This is a genomic window from Vibrio astriarenae, from assembly GCF_010587385.1.
Lineage (GTDB): Bacteria > Pseudomonadota > Gammaproteobacteria > Enterobacterales > Vibrionaceae > Vibrio > Vibrio astriarenae.
This window is the reverse complement of the sequence record NZ_CP047475.1, coordinates 2,820,463-2,837,991: the sequence shown is the minus strand read 5'-3', so window position 1 is coordinate 2,837,991 and position 17,529 is coordinate 2,820,463. Positions and strand designations below refer to the sequence as shown.

Sequence of the window (17,529 nt, the reverse complement as noted above, 5' to 3'; positions counted from 1 at the left end):
CCTTCACCACTACTTGAGATTTCCTCAGAACTTGAGACTGTCTTTAAATTTTAGATAGGAAAGCTAGGTTACTTGATTTGCTCTTTATGGGACATAAAAAAATGGCCAGCAGCAGCTGACCATTTTCTTTATCTAGAAATGAATCTAGTGATTAAGCTTTTGCTGCTGCCGCTGCTTTAGCGATAGCTGCGAAACCTTCTGCATTTAGAGCTGCACCGCCAACTAGAGCACCATCGATGTCTGGTTGTGCGAAGTAAGATTCAGCGTTCTCTGGCTTAACAGAACCACCGTATTGGATGATTACTTGCTCAGCTACAGCTGCGTCTTTTTCTGCGATCATTGCACGGATAGAAGCGTGGATGCGCTGTGCATCTTCAGCTGTTGCTGCTTTACCAGTACCGATAGCCCAGATTGGTTCGTAAGCGATGATAGCGCCGTTTAGTGCTTCTACACCGTACGCGTCAATCACTGCGTTGATTTGACGAGCACATACTGCTTCAGTTTCGCCTGCTTCGTTTTGTGCTTCAGATTCACCGATACAGAAAACAGGTTTTAGGCCGTTCTCTTTTAGGAAAGCGAATTTCTTAGCAACGAACTCGTCTGATTCGTTGTGGTATTCACGACGCTCAGAGTGACCGATGATGATGTGAGTTGCGCCGAAGTCTTTCAGCATTTCAGGAGACATGTCGCCAGTGTATGCGCCACTGTTGTTTACGTCAGTGTTTTGTGCACCAAGAATGATCTTGTCGCCGCCTTCTTTGATTAGGCGCTCAGCTAGATCGATGTAAAGTGCTGGTGGAGCAACGGCTACGTCAACGCCAGTTACGCCTTCAAGTTCCTTATTAAGGCCAGTAAGTAGCTCAGTTACCATTGCTTTGCTACCGTTCAGTTTCCAGTTACCCATCACTACAGGACGACGCATAGGAATATCTCCATATCTAATTAAATAAAATAATAAAAATCTATCGTGAACAACCGTCTTTGCCCCCGCAAGGTCATTCACTAGTGTGCGAATGAATATAACAGATAAATTTTGCTAGATCATGACTCCCGTCATATCTTTCTGGGTTTCGCTGCTTGGTTGCTCTGTGACCGACTAGACACTATGCAGCTCTGATATGCCAAATTGACTGATTTACAGGTATAACGACACAAGGAGTTTGTGCAATTAAGGAAGATGAACGTGCCCAATTTGATCATGGAATACACCAATACGGTGGAAGAGCAGGTAAATGTACAGGGGCTACTTGAGGATTTGCACAGAGTAGCAATCGATAGTGGCTTGTTTGACGTGACATCCATCAAATCACGAGCACTGCGTTGTCACCATTGGCTGATTGGTGAAGACGAGGACGATAGCGATTTTATTCATATCACCTTTGAGCTGTTGGATGGTCGCACCGAGGAGCAAAAGCGAGAGTTGTCGCGAGGTTTGATGGTCGTCCTTGCAGAGCAAGCCAGTCATATCAAGAGTTTGACGATTAATATTCGCGATATGGATCGAAGCTGTTTCCAGAAAGTCGTCAATTAAGCACGTTATTGCTGCCAACTGTGGTATAACCTAGCGACGCCCACCGCAGAGTGGGGTTAGATGTACAATACAAGTTGGATAGCAATGAAAGAGTTACTGTTTTCTTTTCAAGGCCGTGTCGGTCGAAAGACATTTTGGATTTGGAATGTGGTGTATTACCTGTCGATAGTTGGCTTTGCCGCAGGAATTAATACCTTATTTCCGAATCTCGCCCATTTACTACTGCCCGCATTTTTGCTGGTCATACTCATCCCCGATTTAGCGATCACCGCAAAGCGTTGGCATGACAGAAATCGTCCTACGACTTTTCTTCTGCTAAATATTCCTCTGATAATAGGTCGACTCGCAGCCCCGGCGGGAGACTTGGTCACTGAATCGTCGATGATTCAAATGCTGGTATCAATCGCGGCGTTAGCTTGTGGTCTATGGATATTCATTGAGTGTGGTTTGATGAAAGGGACAGATGGCGCTAATCAGTATGGTCAAGATCCTGTAAGGAACTAGGTTCGGACAAATGAGTTCTCAACGGCAGCACAACAGTGCTGCCGTTTTTGTTTTTCTAACAAATGTATTGACCAAAAATGGAATCGTCATGCTGAATTTATTTCAGCATCTAGCCGAGAGGGACGCAGACATTTCACGTGCGATGAGTAGATCCTGAAACGAGTTCAGGATGACGGGGCGTTGGGATGACGGTTTTTTTGGATGGCAGAGTCTTAGAATTTAGAATAAAGTTACTTTCTAAGCAGTACCTGTTCCACCAAATGCCTCTCACCCTTCTTCAAAATCAGCCGAGCGCGTTCTCTTGTTGGCAGGATATTGTCAAAAAGGTTCTTACCATTGATGCTTGCCCAGATTGACTGAGCTTTGTCTATCGCTTGCTGCTCGGTTAATTTGGTGTAGTGATGGAAATAAGAGTTTTCATCCATAAATGCCCCTTTACGGAACTTGAGGAAACGCTCGACATACCACTGTTCAATCGTTTCGGGCTCTGCATCCACATACAAAGAGAAATCTAAGAAATCAGAAATGAACACACGGTGCGGCTCATGGGGATAATCCATACCGCTTTGCAGCACGTTCAGTCCTTCGATGATGATCACATCTGGTGTATCAATCACGTACTCTTCATCGGTAATATCATAGGTGAGGTGTGAGTATACCGGCACGCTCAAAGGAAACTGTCCCGCTTTGGCTTTTGCAACAAAGTCGACGAGTCTGCGAATGTCATACGACTCAGGAAAGCCCTTACGATGCATAATGTCACGTTCCTCTAAAATCTTTTTCGGGTAGAGGAAACCATCGGTGGTTACGAGCTCTACCTTGGGGTGGTTGTCCCAGCGTGAGAGCAGTGCTTGAAGAAGACGAGCCGTAGTACTCTTTCCAACTGCGACACTACCTGCAATACCAATAATGAATGGTGGCTTGTTGGTGCGATTGCCCAGGAAGTTGTTTAACACGGTATTTCGGCCTTGGCGCGACTCAATATAGAGATTGATAAGGCGAGCAAGCGGCAGGTAGATTTCTACCGCCTCTTCCATCGTCAGGCTCTCGTTCACACCTTGCAGCTCGATCAGGTCCTGTTCACTCAGGGTCATTGGCACTGAATTGCGCAGTTCAGCCCACTGTTGGCGATCAAAACTAAGGTAAGGTGTCATGGTTTTGTCCATTATTGAGTTCATTGAATCAAAAGCTAGCCGAATCATAGACTAATACGTGTTTGTTCGAGGAACATACCGCACACACTATAGAATGCAAATATTGACGCCAGATTAATGTGGTTAATGCATAACTTTTGTACAAAATCACGCTGCAAACAAAAATTGTGTTTAAATTCGCGATTTTTTTTACTTTTAGTATTGCAAGGGAATAAATCATTCAATAGAATGCGCCCCACTTGTGCCGACTTAGCTCAGTAGGTAGAGCAACTGACTTGTAATCAGTAGGTCACCAGTTCGATTCCGGTAGTCGGCACCATTTTCACTTTGCCTAGGGCAATGAAGACGAAAATGGATACAAGTTCTGTGGGGGGGTTCCCGAGTGGCCAAAGGGAGCAGACTGTAAATCTGCCGGCACTGCCTTCGATGGTTCGAATCCGTCCCCCCCCACCATATTCTTTAGGAAATAGCGTTTAAGAGTTACGTGTGCGGGCATCGTATAATGGCTATTACCTCAGCCTTCCAAGCTGATGATGCGGGTTCGATTCCCGCTGCCCGCTCCACTCCTTTAGAGTGCTGATATAGCTCAGGTGGTAGAGCGCATCCTTGGTAAGGATGAGGTCGGCAGTTCGAGTCTGCCTATCAGCACCAGCTCTCAAGCAAACATTTCCTTTTGATACTTTCTTTCATCTAAACTACGTTTAGTTGTTGAGAGTAAGTTTATTGCCAAACTATTTTGGTAGCGTGGTCATCAAAGCCACTTAATATCCGTACCTAGAGGGACAAACCATGTCTAAAGAAAAATTTGAACGTACGAAACCGCACGTTAACGTTGGTACTATCGGCCACGTTGACCACGGTAAAACAACTCTAACTGCTGCGATCTGTACTACTCTTGCAAAAGTATACGGCGGTGAAGCGAAAGACTTCGCATCTATCGATAACGCTCCAGAAGAGCGTGAGCGCGGTATCACAATCGCTACTTCTCACGTAGAGTACGACACTCCATCACGTCACTACGCACACGTAGACTGTCCAGGACACGCGGATTATGTTAAGAACATGATCACAGGTGCTGCACAGATGGACGGTGGTATCCTAGTTGTTGCTGCAACTGACGGCCCAATGCCTCAGACTCGTGAGCACATCCTACTAGGCCGTCAGGTTGGTATCCCATACATCATCGTATTCATGAACAAATGTGACATGGTTGACGATGAAGAGCTACTAGAACTAGTAGAAATGGAAGTTCGTGAACTTCTTTCTGAGTACGAATTCCCAGGTGATGACCTACCAGTAATCCAAGGTTCAGCTCTTGGCGCACTAAACGGTGAGAAGCAATGGGAAGACAAGATCGTTGAGCTAGCAGAAGCTCTAGATTCTTACATCCCAGAGCCAGAGCGTGCTGTAGACCAGCCGTTCCTACTACCAATCGAAGACGTATTCTCAATCCAAGGTCGTGGTACAGTTGTAACTGGTCGTATCGAGCGCGGTATCCTAACTGTAGGTGACGAAGTAGAAATCGTTGGTATCAAAGACACTACTACTACTACATGTACTGGTGTTGAAATGTTCCGTAAGCTTCTTGACGAAGGTCGTGCTGGTGAGAACGTTGGTGCACTTCTACGTGGTACTAAGCGTGACGAAGTTGAGCGTGGTCAAGTTCTTGCAGCTCCTGGCTCAATCAACCCACACACTAAGTTCGAGTCTGAAGTATACGTACTTTCTAAAGACGAAGGCGGCCGTCACACTCCTTTCTTCAAAGGCTACCGTCCACAGTTCTACTTCCGTACAACTGACGTAACAGGTGACATCCAGCTTCCAGAAGGCGTAGAAATGGTAATGCCAGGCGATAACGTTCAAATGACTGTTGAACTAATCGCTCCTATCGCTATGGACGAAGGTCTACGTTTCGCTATCCGTGAAGGTGGCCGTACTGTAGGCGCTGGTGTTGTTGCTAAAATCTTTGATTAAGATTTGACGAAACACTAGTAAAAAGGGCATCATTTGATGCCCTTTTTCTGCGCTGAAACAAGAGGCTATTAGTTTCGATTAATATTTTCTTGTTTTAGCGTCGAGTTTTAATCGAGTTAACTGCTTGATTGCTAAGGTAATTGTTGTTTATTTCTCTGTTTGGATAAACTGCAAAAAGTAGTGAGCCCTGCAACAGCGGGGTTGTTGTCGTCTATATTAAGACTTATCACAGGTTGGTTTTATGAAAGCAAATAATGCTGAAACTCCTGAAAGCTCAAATGGCGCAGACACATTTAAGTGGATCGTAGCATTTGCGCTTGCGGCTGCCGCTGTTGTAGGTAATTACCTGTATGGCGAAATGTCTGTAGTAATCCGAGCTGCAGGTGTTGTTGTTCTTATCGCCGCTGCACTTGGTGTTGCTGCAACAACAATGAAAGGTAAAGCTGCGATTAGCTTTGCGAAAGAATCTCGTATGGAAGTTCGCAAGGTTGTTTGGCCGACTCGTCAAGAGACTACGCAAACAACGTTAATCGTTTTAGCTGTAAGTATTGTAATGGCTCTGGCTTTATGGGGCATCGACGGCATCATGGTTCGTCTGGTTGCTTTCGTAACTGGGGTATAGAGGGTTTTTATTCATGAGTGAAGCTCCAAAAAAACGCTGGTATGTAGTTCAAGCCTTCTCTGGTTTTGAAGGTCGTGTGGCTCAATCTCTACGTGAACACATCAAAATGCACGACATGGAAGAATTCTTCGGTGAAGTACTAGTACCAACAGAAGAAGTTGTCGAGATGCGCGCGGGTCAACGTCGCAAGTCTGAACGTAAATTCTTCCCTGGCTACGTTCTTGTTCAAATGATCATGAACGATGAGTCATGGCACTTAGTGCGCAGTATTCCGCGTGTAATGGGCTTCATTGGTGGTACCTCTGACCGTCCTGCACCTATCACTGACAAAGAAGCTGATGCGATTCTTAATCGTCTTGAGAAAGCAAGTGAAGCTCCTCGTCCACGTACAATGTACGAAGCGGGTGAAGTGGTACGTGTTAACGATGGTCCATTTGCTGACTTCAACGGTACTGTTGAAGAAGTGGATTATGAGAAGAGCCGCCTGAAAGTGTCTGTATCGATCTTTGGTCGTGCAACACCAGTTGAGCTTGAATTTGGTCAAGTGGAAAAACTTGATTAAAAAAACACCTTTTAAAGGGTTGTGTAAGGCGCGAATTATGACTATAATTTCGCGCCTTTTTACAGCAATGCTGTAATAAAGTTGTTTATGAAATCACGGGGAGCAAGCTGTATAGCTAGCGTTTGAACCCAATACTTAGGATATATCATGGCTAAGAAAGTTGAAGCTTATATCAAACTGCAAGTTGCAGCTGGTATGGCAAACCCAAGTCCACCAGTTGGTCCTGCTCTAGGTCAACACGGTGTTAACATCATGGAATTCTGTAAAGCGTTCAACGCGAAAACAGAATCAATCGAGAAAGGTCTTCCTACTCCAGTTGTTATCACTGTATACAACGACCGTTCTTTCACGTTCGTAACTAAGACTCCACCTGCTGCAGTTCTTCTTAAGAAAGCGGCTGGCGTTAAGTCTGGTTCAGGTCGTCCAAACACTGAAAAAGTGGGTACTGTAACTGACGCTCAGCTACAAGAAATCGCAGAAACTAAAGCTGCTGATATGACTGGTGCTGACATCGAAGCGATGAAGCGTTCAATTGCTGGTACTGCTCGTTCAATGGGCCTAGTGGTAGAGGGTTAATAACATGGCTAAACTAACTAAGCGCATGCGCGTAATCCGCGAAAAAGTTGACGTAACTAAAGAATACGAAATCAACGAAGCTGTAGCTCTTCTTCAAGAACTAGCAACTGCTAAATTCGTTGAGTCTGTAGACGTTGCTGTTAACCTAGGCATCGATGCTCGTAAATCTGACCAGAACGTACGTGGTGCAACTGTACTACCTCACGGTACTGGCCGCGAAATCCGCGTAGCAGTGTTCACTCAAGGTGCAAACGCTGAAGCAGCTAAAGAAGCTGGCGCAGACATCGTTGGTATGGAAGATCTTGCTGAGCAAGTTAAGAAAGGCGAAATGAACTTTGACGTAGTTGTTGCTTCTCCAGATGCAATGCGCGTTGTAGGTCAACTAGGTACTATCCTAGGTCCTCGCGGTCTTATGCCAAACCCGAAAGTTGGTACTGTAACTCCTAACGTTGCTGAAGCGGTTAAGAACGCTAAAGCTGGTCAGGTTCGTTACCGTAACGACAAGAACGGTATCATCCACACAACTATCGGTAAAGCTAACTTCTCTGCAGAGCAGATCAAAGAGAACCTAGAAGCTCTTCTAGTTGCTCTTAAGAAAGCTAAGCCATCTTCAGCGAAAGGCGCTTTCCTGAAGAAAGTAAGCATCTCTACTACTATGGGTGCTGGTGTGGCGGTTGATCAAGCAAGCCTGGATACTCAAGCTAGCTAATTCAATTTGCTTAGGCGTGAAATTAGTGTATAATTTCGCGCCTAATATTTGTGGTTGGGGCTGAGTTGATTCTGCTGAATTAATCTCCAGTCTCCGTCCAAGACCGTAGGTGTTTGACTCGTCAAACTTAATCATCCTACGTAGATGGTGCCCGAACTGACTGAAAGATTTATTTTAATTAGTAAACTTTCTTCTGGGACTGCACCTAATAAGCTCTCACTGTCGTGATGATAGTGAGTGGTGTAACGACAACCAGGAGTAAATCCAAGATGGCTTTAAACCTTCAAGACAAAAAAGCAATTGTTGCTGAAGTCAACGAAGCAGCCAGTGGTGCACTTTCTGCAGTTGTAGCTGACTCTCGTGGCGTTGAAGTTGGCGCAATGACTACTCTACGTAAACAAGCTCGTGAAGCTGGTGTTTACATGAAAGTCGTGCGTAACACTCTAGCGCGTCGTGCGGTTGAAGGTACTGATTTTGAGTGTCTTACTGAGACATTCACTGGTCCTTCTCTAATCGCTTTCTCTAACGAGCACCCAGGTGCTGCAGCGCGTCTTTTCAAAGACTTCGCTAAAGAGAACGACAAATTTGAGATTAAAGCTGCTGCATTTGAAGGCGCAGTTACTGATGCTGAAGTACTAGCGACACTACCAACTTACGACGAAGCAATTGCACGCCTAATGATGTGCATGAAAGAAGCTTCTGCTGGCAAGCTGGTACGTACTATCGCTGCACTCCGCGACCAAAAAGAAGAAGCTGCTGCATAAGCCTTGCTTTTCACTGGTTGCTATTTAAACTTATTGTTGACTTAAAAGAGAATTGTTATGTCTATTACTAACGAGCAAATCCTAGACGCAGTTGCAGAAATGTCTGTAATGCAAGTTGTTGAACTAATCGAAGCTATGGAAGAAAAATTCGGCGTATCTGCTGCAGCTGCTGTTGTAGCTGGCGGTGCTGCTGGTGGCGAAGCTGCTGCTGAGCAAACTGAATTTGACGTAATCCTAGAAGCTGCTGGCGGTAACAAAGTACAAGTTATCAAAGCAGTACGTGGCGCAACTGGCCTAGGTCTTAAAGAAGCTAAAGCTCTTGTAGACGGTGCTCCAGCACCTCTAAAAGAAGGCGTTGAAAAAGACGAAGCTGAAGCTCTTAAAGCTCAGCTAGAAGAAGCTGGTGCAACTGTTGCAATCAAGTAATTATTACTTGAGCTTCTTAGCCTAACGGCTATTGGCTGATGGTTTTTTAACCATCAGCCTTTTTGCGCTGTAGGGTATAGGCAATTTTTCCGCTGTTTTCGGCGCCTATATCTAGCAAAAAACGCTTCATTTCCAAGGAATGGGGTGTCACTACTTGAGAAACAGCAGTTAGTCACTGTCTCATAATGTGAGAGGCAGTTTGGGTCACTTATCAGCGAGCTGAGGAACCCCATGGTTTACTCCTATACCGAGAAAAAGCGCATCCGTAAGGACTTTGGTACTCGTCCACAAGTGTTGGACATTCCATACCTGCTATCGATCCAGCTCGATTCGTTCGATAAATTCATCGAACAGGATCCTGAGGGACAGTACGGTCTTGAAGCTGCTTTCCGTTCTGTTTTCCCAATTCAGAGCTACAACGGCAACTCTGAGCTGCAATACGTTAGCTACCGTCTTGGTGAGCCAGTTTTTGACGTTAAAGAATGTCAAATCCGCGGTGTAACTTATTCAAAACCACTACGCGTAAAACTACGCCTTGTGATCTTTGATAAAGACGCGCCAGCAGGTACTGTAAAAGATATTAAAGAACAAGAAGTCTACATGGGTGAAATTCCACTCATGACTGACAATGGTACCTTCGTAATTAATGGTACCGAGAGGGTTATCGTATCCCAGCTGCACAGAAGCCCTGGTGTATTCTTCGACAGCGATAAGGGTAAGACCCACTCTTCAGGTAAAGTACTTTATAACGCACGTGTAATTCCTTACCGTGGTTCATGGCTCGACTTCGAGTTTGATCCTAAGGACAACCTATACGTTCGTATCGACCGTCGTCGTAAGCTTCCAGCTTCAATCATCCTTCGTGCACTAGGCAAATCGACAGAAGAGATCCTTGGTCTATTCTTCGAGAAGGTGAACTTTGAAGTTAAAGATCAAACTCTACTTATGGAGTTGGTTCCGGATCGTCTACGCGGCGAAACAGCAACATTTGATATTGCTGCAAACGGCACAACTTACGTTGAGCAAGGTCGTCGTGTAACGGCTCGTCATATCCGCCAACTTGAGAAAGACGGCGTTGAGCACATCGAAGTACCAGTAGAGTACATCGTTGGTAAAGTCGCTTCTAAAGATTACATCAATGAAGCAACTGGCGAGATCATCTGTGCGGCGAACCAAGAACTTAGCCTAGAAGCTCTAGCTAACCTATCTCAGGCTGGCCACAAAGCGCTAGAAGTTCTGTTCACTAACGACCTGGACCACGGTCCGTTCATGTCTGATACGCTACGTATCGACAGCACGGTTGACCGTATCTCTGCGCTAGTAGAAATCTACCGCATGATGCGTCCTGGTGAGCCACCAACGAAAGAAGCTGCAGAAGCGCTATTCGAAAGCCTATTCTTCTCTGACGAGCGTTACGACTTATCGACTGTAGGTCGTATGAAGTTCAACAGCTCGATCATGCGTGAAGACGCTCAAGAGCAGGGTACTCTAGACGAAACTGATATCATCGAAGTGATGAAGAAGCTTATCGCTATCCGTAACGGTATTGGCGAAGTGGATGATATCGACCACCTTGGTAACCGTCGTATCCGTTCTGTTGGCGAAATGGCTGAGAACCAATTCCGTGTTGGTCTAGTACGTGTTGAACGTGCAGTTAAAGAGCGTCTAAGCCTTGGTGATCTTGATGCGATCATGCCTCAAGACCTGATCAACGCTAAGCCAATCTCTGCAGCAGTTAAAGAATTCTTTGGCTCTTCACAGCTGTCTCAGTTCATGGACCAAAACAACCCGCTTTCAGAAGTAACGCACAAGCGTCGTATTTCTGCGTTGGGTCCTGGTGGTCTAACACGTGAGCGTGCTGGCTTCGAAGTACGTGACGTTCACGTAACTCACTACGGTCGTCTATGTCCGATCGAAACACCTGAAGGTCCAAACATCGGTCTGATCAACTCTCTATCTGCGTTTGCGCGTTGTAACGAGTACGGTTTCCTAGAGACTCCATACCGTCGCGTTGTAGATGGCGTTGTTACTGACGAAGTAGATTACCTATCTGCTATCGAAGAAGGTCAGTTCGTAATCGCTCAGGCGAACACAGTTCTTACTGAAGCAGGCACATTCTCTGAAGAGCTAATCACTGCTCGTCAGAAAGGTGAATCTGGTCTACACCCTCGTGAAAACGTCGACTACATGGACGTTGCAACGAACCAGGTTGTATCTATCGCTGCGTCGCTTATCCCGTTCCTAGAACACGATGATGCGAACCGTGCATTGATGGGTGCGAACATGCAACGTCAGGCCGTTCCAACACTTAAGGCTGACAAGCCTCTAGTTGGTACTGGTATCGAGCGCAACATCGCGGTTGACTCTGGTGTTACAGCGGTTGCTAAACGTGGTGGTGTTATCCAGTCTGTGGACGCATCTCGTATCGTAGTTAAGGTTAACGAAGAAGAGTTGATTCCTGGCGAAGCGGGTATCGATATCTACAACCTAACTAAGTACACACGTTCAAACCAAAACACGTGTATCAACCAGCGTCCATGTGTGATGCCAGGTGAACCAGTACTACGTGGTGACGTTCTTGCTGATGGTCCTTCAACAGACCTTGGTGAGCTAGCGCTTGGTCAGAACATGCGTATCGCATTCATGCCTTGGAACGGTTACAACTTCGAAGACTCGATCTTAGTATCTGAGCGCGTAGTTCAAGAAGACCGCTTCACGACGATCCACATTCAAGAGCTTTCTTGTGTGGCGCGTGATACCAAGCTTGGTGCGGAAGAGATCACGGCTGATATTCCAAACGTAGGTGAATCTGCTCTGTCTAAACTAGACGAGTCAGGTATCGTTTACATCGGTGCTGAAGTTAAGGGTGGCGACATCCTAGTTGGTAAAGTAACCCCTAAAGGTGAAACTCAGCTAACGCCTGAAGAGAAGCTACTACGTGCTATCTTCGGTGAAAAAGCATCTGACGTTAAAGATACTTCACTGCGTGTACCAAACTCTGTTTCAGGTACGATTATCGACGTACAAGTCTTCACTCGCGATGGCGTAGAGAAAGACAAGCGTGCGCTTGAAATCGAACAGATGCAGCTTAAAGAAGCGAAGAAAGACCTAACTGAAGAGTTCCAAATTCTTGAGGGTGGCCTTCTAAACCGTGTTAAAGCACTTCTAATCGAAGGCGGTTACACGGAAGCGAAACTAGACACTATCGAACGTAAGAAGTGGCTAGAGCTAACGCTTGAAGACGATGCACAACAAACTCAGCTAGAACAACTAGCAGAGCAGTACGACGAGCTTAAAGCTGACTTCGATAAGAAGTTCGAAACTAAGCGTCGCAAGATCACACAAGGTGATGATCTAGCACCTGGCGTACTGAAGATCGTTAAGGTTTACCTAGCGGTTAAACGTCGCATCCAGCCTGGTGATAAGATGGCGGGTCGTCACGGTAACAAGGGTGTAATCTCTAAGATCAACCCTGTTGAAGACATGCCTTACGATGAAACTGGTCAGCCAGTAGATATCGTACTTAACCCACTGGGTGTACCTTCGCGTATGAACATCGGTCAGATCCTAGAAGTACACTTAGGTCTGGCAGCGAAAGGTATCGGTGACAAGATCAACCAGATGGTGAAAGAGCAGCAAGAACTGGCTAAGTTCCGCGAGTTCCTTCAGAAGGTTTATGATCTTGGTGATACCCGCCAGAAGATCGATGTTGCAGCTCTATCTGATGATGAAGTTCGCACACTGATCAAGAACCTACGCGGCGGTCTACCGATCGCAACGCCTGTGTTCGACGGTGCATCTGAGCGTTCTATCAAAGACCTTCTAAAACTAGGTGGCCTACCAGAATCTGGTCAGCTAACTCTGTTTGATGGTCGTACTGGTGATGCGTTTGAGCGTCCTGTAACTGTTGGTTACATGTACATGCTGAAACTGAACCACCTTGTTGATGACAAGATGCACGCTCGTTCAACGGGTTCTTACAGCCTAGTAACTCAGCAGCCACTTGGTGGTAAAGCTCAGTTCGGTGGTCAGCGTTTCGGTGAGATGGAAGTATGGGCACTAGAAGCATACGGTGCTGCTTACACCCTTCAAGAGATGCTAACCGTGAAATCGGATGATGTGAATGGCCGTACTAAGATGTATAAGAACATCGTAGATGGCAACCACAGCATGGAACCTGGCATGCCAGAATCGTTCAACGTATTGTTGAAAGAGATTCGCTCGCTAGGTATCAACATCGAGCTAGAAGACGAAGAGTAATCCCTTTCACTCTTGGCGCAGCGCCAAGAGTGAGCCAAAGAGGTTATTTGGTAGAAGGTGCTCATCGAGAGGTGGGCTCCTTTTAACTCCTTACAGGAGCTGATTGTGAAAGACTTATTAAACTTTCTAAAAGCACAGCATAAGACCGAAGAATTTGATGCAATCAAAATCGGTCTATCTTCACCAGACATGATCCGTTCATGGTCTTTCGGTGAAGTTAAAAAACCTGAAACGATCAACTATCGTACGTTCAAACCTGAGCGCGATGGTCTGTTCTGTGCGCGTATTTTTGGTCCAGTTAAAGACTACGAATGTCTTTGTGGTAAATACAAGCGCCTGAAGCACCGTGGTGTTATCTGTGAGAAGTGTGGCGTTGAAGTTACACAAACTAAAGTTCGTCGTGACCGTATGGGCCACATCGAGCTTGCATCACCAGTTGCTCACATCTGGTTCCTAAAATCACTACCGTCTCGTATCGGTCTACTAATGGATATCCCTCTACGTGATATCGAACGTGTTCTTTACTTCGAAATGTACGTAGTAACAGAGCCGGGTATGACTGATCTAGAGAAGTCTCAGATGCTTACTGAAGAAGAGTATCTAGACCGTCTAGAAGAGTGGGGTGATGAATTCACTGCGAAGATGGGTGCAGAAGCAATTAAAGATCTATTGAGCACAATGGATCTGCCTTCTGAAATCGAGCAGATGCGCGAAGAGCTAGAAACAACTAACTCTGAAACTAAGCGTAAGAAAATCACTAAGCGCTTGAAGCTAGTTGAAGCGTTCGTTCAATCGGGTAACAACCCAGAGTGGATGATCCTAACTGTGCTTCCAGTTCTTCCGCCAGATCTACGTCCTCTAGTACCACTAGATGGCGGTCGCTTTGCGACTTCAGATCTGAACGACCTATACCGTCGTGTGATTAACCGTAACAACCGTTTGAAGCGTCTTCTAGAGCTAGCTGCTCCGGACATTATCGTACGTAACGAAAAGCGTATGCTGCAAGAGTCTGTTGATGCACTTCTAGATAACGGTCGTCGTGGTCGTGCGATCACAGGTTCTAACAAGCGTCCTCTGAAATCTCTTGCTGATATGATCAAGGGTAAGCAAGGTCGTTTCCGTCAGAACCTTCTAGGTAAGCGTGTAGACTACTCTGGCCGTTCTGTAATCACAGTAGGTCCATACCTTCGTCTGCACCAGTGTGGTCTTCCTAAGAAGATGGCACTAGAGCTATTCAAACCATTCATCTACAGCAAGCTAGAAACTCGTGGCATGGCGACGACAATCAAAGCTGCTAAGAAGATGGTAGAGCGTGAAGAAGCGATCGTTTGGGATATCCTAGACGAAGTTATCCGCGAACACCCAGTACTGCTTAACCGTGCACCTACACTTCACCGTCTAGGTATCCAGGCGTTTGAACCAGTACTAATCGAAGGTAAAGCGATTCAGCTACACCCACTAGTGTGTGCGGCGTACAACGCGGACTTCGATGGTGACCAAATGGCGGTACACGTGCCTCTAACTCTAGAAGCACAGCTTGAAGCTCGTACTCTGATGATGTCGACAAACAACATTCTGTCGCCAGCGTCAGGTGATCCGATCATCGTACCTTCTCAGGACGTTGTATTGGGTCTTTACTACATGACGCGTGACAAGATCAACGTGAAAGGTGAAGGCATGTACCTTGCTGGCCCAGAAGAGGCTGAGAAGGCATACCGCACTAAGACCGCTGAACTACACGCACGCGTTAAAGTACGTATTACAGAAACAGTTGTTGATGAAGACGGCAACAGCACAACTAGCACTCAGATGGTTGATACAACTATCGGTCGTGCAATGCTGTGGCAAATCGTTCCATCGGGTCTACCGTTCAGCCTAGTTAACCAAAAACTAGGTAAGAAACAGATCTCGAACCTATTGAACGAGGCTTACCGTAAGCTAGGTCTGAAAGACACTGTCATCTTCGCTGACCAAATCATGTACGCTGGTTTCGCATACGCGGCACTATCTGGTGTATCTGTTGGTATCGATGACATGGTTGTACCTCAAGCGAAGTACGACGAAATCGAATCAGCTGAAGAAGAAGTTCGCGATATCCAAGAACAGTACCAATCTGGTCTTGTAACTGCGGGTGAGCGCTACAACAAAGTGATCGATATTTGGGCATCGACCAACGATCGCGTAGCGAAAGCGATGATGGACAACCTGAAAACTGAAACGGTTATCAACCGTGACGGTGAAGAAGAACAGCAAGAGTCGTTTAACAGCATCTACATGATGGCTGACTCGGGCGCTCGTGGTTCTGCAGCTCAGATTCGTCAGCTAGCGGGTATGCGTGGTCTGATGGCACGTCCAGATGGCTCAATCATCGAAACGCCAATCACAGCGAACTTTAAAGAAGGTCTAAACGTACTTCAGTACTTTATCTCAACGCACGGTGCTCGTAAGGGTCTTGCGGATACGGCACTGAAAACTGCGAACTCGGGTTACCTAACTCGTCGTCTAGTAGACGTAGCGCAGGACGTTGTTGTACACGAACACGATTGTGGCACTCACGAAGGTATCGACATGATGCCTCACATCGAGGGTGGTGATGTTAAGGTAGCCCTAACAGAACTTGCGCTTGGTCGTGTCGTTGCTGAAGACGTACTGAAACCTGGTACAGAAGATGTTCTGATCCCACGTAACACTCTAATTGATGAGAAGTGGTGTCAGATCATGGAAGAAAACTCTGTAGACAGAATGAAAGTACGTTCGGTTGTAACGTGTGATTCTGACTTCGGTTGTTGTGCACAGTGTTACGGTCGTGACCTAGCACGCGGTCACCTAGTGAACCAAGGTGAAGCAGTGGGCGTTATCGCTGCTCAGTCTATCGGTGAGCCAGGTACACAGCTTACGATGCGTACGTTCCACATCGGTGGTGCGGCATCTACTGCAGCAGCAGAGAACAGCATCCAAGCGAAGACAACAGGTACCGTTAAGCTTCACAACGCTAAGTTTGTAACGAACAAAGACGGCAAGCTTGTCATTACTTCTCGTGCTTCTGAAATGACTATCATTGATGAATTCGGTCGTACGAAAGAGAAACACAAACTGCCATACGGTTCTATCTTGTCGAAAGCAGACAACGATGCAGTTACTGCTGGTGATACAGTGGCTAACTGGGAAGCGCACACCATGCCAATCATCACTGAAGTGGCAGGTCGCATCCAATTCGTTGACATGATCGACGGCGTAACAGTTTCTCGCCAAACAGATGACCTAACAGGCCTATCTTCAAGCGAAGTGACTGACGCTGCAGCTCGCCCAGCAGCAGGTAAAGATATGCGTCCAGCTATCAAACTTGTTGATGAGCAAGGTAACGATGTAATGATCCCTGGTACTGATATGCCAGCTCACTACTTCCTACCTGGCAAAGCGATCGTGAACATGGAAGACGGCGCAGAAGTAGGTATCGGTGATACACTTTCTCGTATTCCACAGAAGTCTGGCGGTAACAAAGATATCACCGGTGGTCTTCCACGCGTTGCTGACCTATTCGAAGCTCGTAAGCCTAAAGAGCCTGCGATCCTTGCTGAACACACAGGTACTGTGTCATTCGGTAAAGAGACGAAAGGTAAGCGTCGTCTAATCATCACTCGTGAGGGTGGCGATACGTACGAAGAGATGATTCCTAAGCACCGTCAGCTAAACGTGTTTGAAGGTGAGAAGGTTGAACGTGGTGATGTAATTGCAGATGGTCCAGAGACTCCGCATGACATCCTACGCCTACGTGGTATCCACGCAGTGACTCAGTACATCGCGAACGAAGTACAAGAAGTTTACCGTCTACAAGGCGTTAAGATTAACGATAAGCACATTGAGACTATCGTTCGTCAAATGCTTCGTAAGTGTACTATCACACACGCAGGTGACTCTGAGTTCCTACCTGGTGAACAAGTTGAGTACGCGAACGTTAAGATTGCTAACCGCGAACTTGAAGCTGACGGCAAAGAGCCAGCACGCTTCGAACGTGACCTACTAGGTATCACGAAAGCGTCGCTAGCAACTGAGTCGTTCATCTCAGCAGCATCGTTCCAGGAAACAACTCGCGTTCTAACCGAAGCTGCGGTTTCTGGTAAGAAAGATGACCTACGTGGTCTGAAAGAAAACGTAATCGTTGGTCGTCTAATTCCAGCGGGTACCGGTTTCGCTTACCACCAAGACCGTCAAGCTAAGCGTGCTGAAGAGCAAGAAGGCCCATCAGCAGAGCAAGCTACGGATAACCTAGCAGCACTACTGAATGCTGGTTTTTCTTCAGACGAGTAATCGCTAGTTTGAGTAAATAGATAAAAGGCACCCTCGGGTGCCTTTTTTACGTCTTGCGCTTACAAAAGAAAGCCAATTCTTTAGACAATGTTCTTTGGACAATAAAAAAGCCTGTCACGAAGACAAGCTTTTATCATTA

At 46.3% G+C, this 17,529-nt stretch carries 13 protein-coding genes and 4 tRNA genes; 15 read left to right on the top strand and 2 right to left on the bottom strand.

Annotated elements, in window-relative coordinates; all coding sequences use genetic code 11:
* Nucleotides 1–151: 151 nt before the first annotated feature.
* Nucleotides 152–922, bottom strand: a complete 771-nt coding sequence (gene tpiA, locus GT360_RS13210; protein ID WP_164649295.1) for a triose-phosphate isomerase — start codon at nt 920–922, stop codon at nt 152–154.
* Nucleotides 923–1,183: 261 nt separating this feature from the next.
* Here tpiA and GT360_RS13205 point away from each other — a divergent pair, with 261 nt between their 5' ends.
* Nucleotides 1,184–1,531, top strand: a complete 348-nt coding sequence (locus tag GT360_RS13205; protein ID WP_164649294.1) for a 5-carboxymethyl-2-hydroxymuconate Delta-isomerase — start codon at nt 1,184–1,186, stop codon at nt 1,529–1,531.
* 78 nt (nt 1,532–1,609) lie between these two features.
* Nucleotides 1,610–2,035: a DUF805 domain-containing protein gene (locus tag GT360_RS13200; protein WP_164649662.1), complete on the top strand. Its 426-nt coding sequence runs from the start codon at nt 1,610–1,612 to the stop codon at nt 2,033–2,035.
* A gap of 230 nt (nt 2,036–2,265) precedes the next feature.
* Here GT360_RS13200 and coaA read toward each other — a convergent pair whose 3' ends face one another.
* Nucleotides 2,266–3,189 carry a type I pantothenate kinase gene (coaA, locus tag GT360_RS13195; protein WP_164649661.1) on the bottom strand — a complete coding sequence of 308 codons (924 nt, stop codon included), beginning with the start codon at nt 3,187–3,189 and terminating at the stop codon, nt 2,266–2,268.
* Nucleotides 3,190–3,432: 243 nt separating this feature from the next.
* Here coaA and GT360_RS13190 point away from each other — a divergent pair.
* The 13 genes from GT360_RS13190 to rpoC all read left to right on the top strand — a co-directional run bounded on the left by GT360_RS13190 (nt 3,433) and on the right by rpoC (nt 17,390).
* Nucleotides 3,433–3,508 (top strand) — tRNA-Thr (locus GT360_RS13190).
* A 49-nt stretch (nt 3,509–3,557) separates the two neighbouring features.
* Nucleotides 3,558–3,642: transfer RNA gene (locus GT360_RS13185), tRNA-Tyr, on the top strand.
* Between the two features lie 35 nt (nt 3,643–3,677).
* Nucleotides 3,678–3,752 (top strand) — tRNA-Gly (locus GT360_RS13180).
* A gap of 12 nt (nt 3,753–3,764) precedes the next feature.
* Nucleotides 3,765–3,840 (top strand) — tRNA-Thr (locus GT360_RS13175).
* Nucleotides 3,841–3,978: 138 nt separating this feature from the next.
* Nucleotides 3,979–5,163, top strand: coding sequence for an elongation factor Tu (gene tuf / locus GT360_RS13170; RefSeq protein ID WP_164649258.1), 1,185 nt, complete (start codon nt 3,979–3,981; stop codon nt 5,161–5,163).
* A gap of 241 nt (nt 5,164–5,404) precedes the next feature.
* Nucleotides 5,405–5,785, top strand: coding sequence for a preprotein translocase subunit SecE (secE, locus tag GT360_RS13165; RefSeq protein WP_164649293.1), 381 nt, complete (start codon nt 5,405–5,407; stop codon nt 5,783–5,785).
* Nucleotides 5,786–5,798: 13 nt separating this feature from the next.
* Nucleotides 5,799–6,347 carry a transcription termination/antitermination protein NusG gene (gene nusG, locus GT360_RS13160; RefSeq protein ID WP_164649292.1) on the top strand — a complete coding sequence of 183 codons (549 nt, stop codon included), beginning with the start codon at nt 5,799–5,801 and terminating at the stop codon, nt 6,345–6,347.
* 147 nt (nt 6,348–6,494) lie between these two features.
* Nucleotides 6,495–6,923 carry a 50S ribosomal protein L11 gene (gene rplK / locus GT360_RS13155; protein ID WP_164649291.1) on the top strand — a complete coding sequence of 143 codons (429 nt, stop codon included), beginning with the start codon at nt 6,495–6,497 and terminating at the stop codon, nt 6,921–6,923.
* 4 nt (nt 6,924–6,927) lie between these two features.
* A complete protein-coding gene (rplA, locus tag GT360_RS13150; protein ID WP_164649290.1) occupies nt 6,928–7,632 on the top strand; it encodes a 50S ribosomal protein L1 in 705 nt (234 codons plus the stop codon).
* Between the two features lie 269 nt (nt 7,633–7,901).
* A complete protein-coding gene (rplJ, locus tag GT360_RS13145) occupies nt 7,902–8,396 on the top strand; it encodes a 50S ribosomal protein L10 (RefSeq protein ID WP_164649289.1) in 495 nt (164 codons plus the stop codon).
* A gap of 57 nt (nt 8,397–8,453) precedes the next feature.
* Entirely contained in the window at nt 8,454–8,822 is a 369-nt protein-coding gene (gene rplL, locus GT360_RS13140) for a 50S ribosomal protein L7/L12 (protein WP_164649288.1), read from the top strand.
* Nucleotides 8,823–9,053: 231 nt separating this feature from the next.
* On the top strand, nt 9,054–13,082 hold the full coding sequence (rpoB, locus tag GT360_RS13135) for a DNA-directed RNA polymerase subunit beta (RefSeq protein ID WP_164649287.1): 4,029 nt from the start codon (nt 9,054–9,056) through the stop codon (nt 13,080–13,082).
* A gap of 105 nt (nt 13,083–13,187) precedes the next feature.
* Nucleotides 13,188–17,390, top strand: a complete 4,203-nt coding sequence (gene rpoC, locus GT360_RS13130; protein WP_164649286.1) for a DNA-directed RNA polymerase subunit beta' — start codon at nt 13,188–13,190, stop codon at nt 17,388–17,390.
* Nucleotides 17,391–17,529 lie beyond the last annotated feature (139 nt).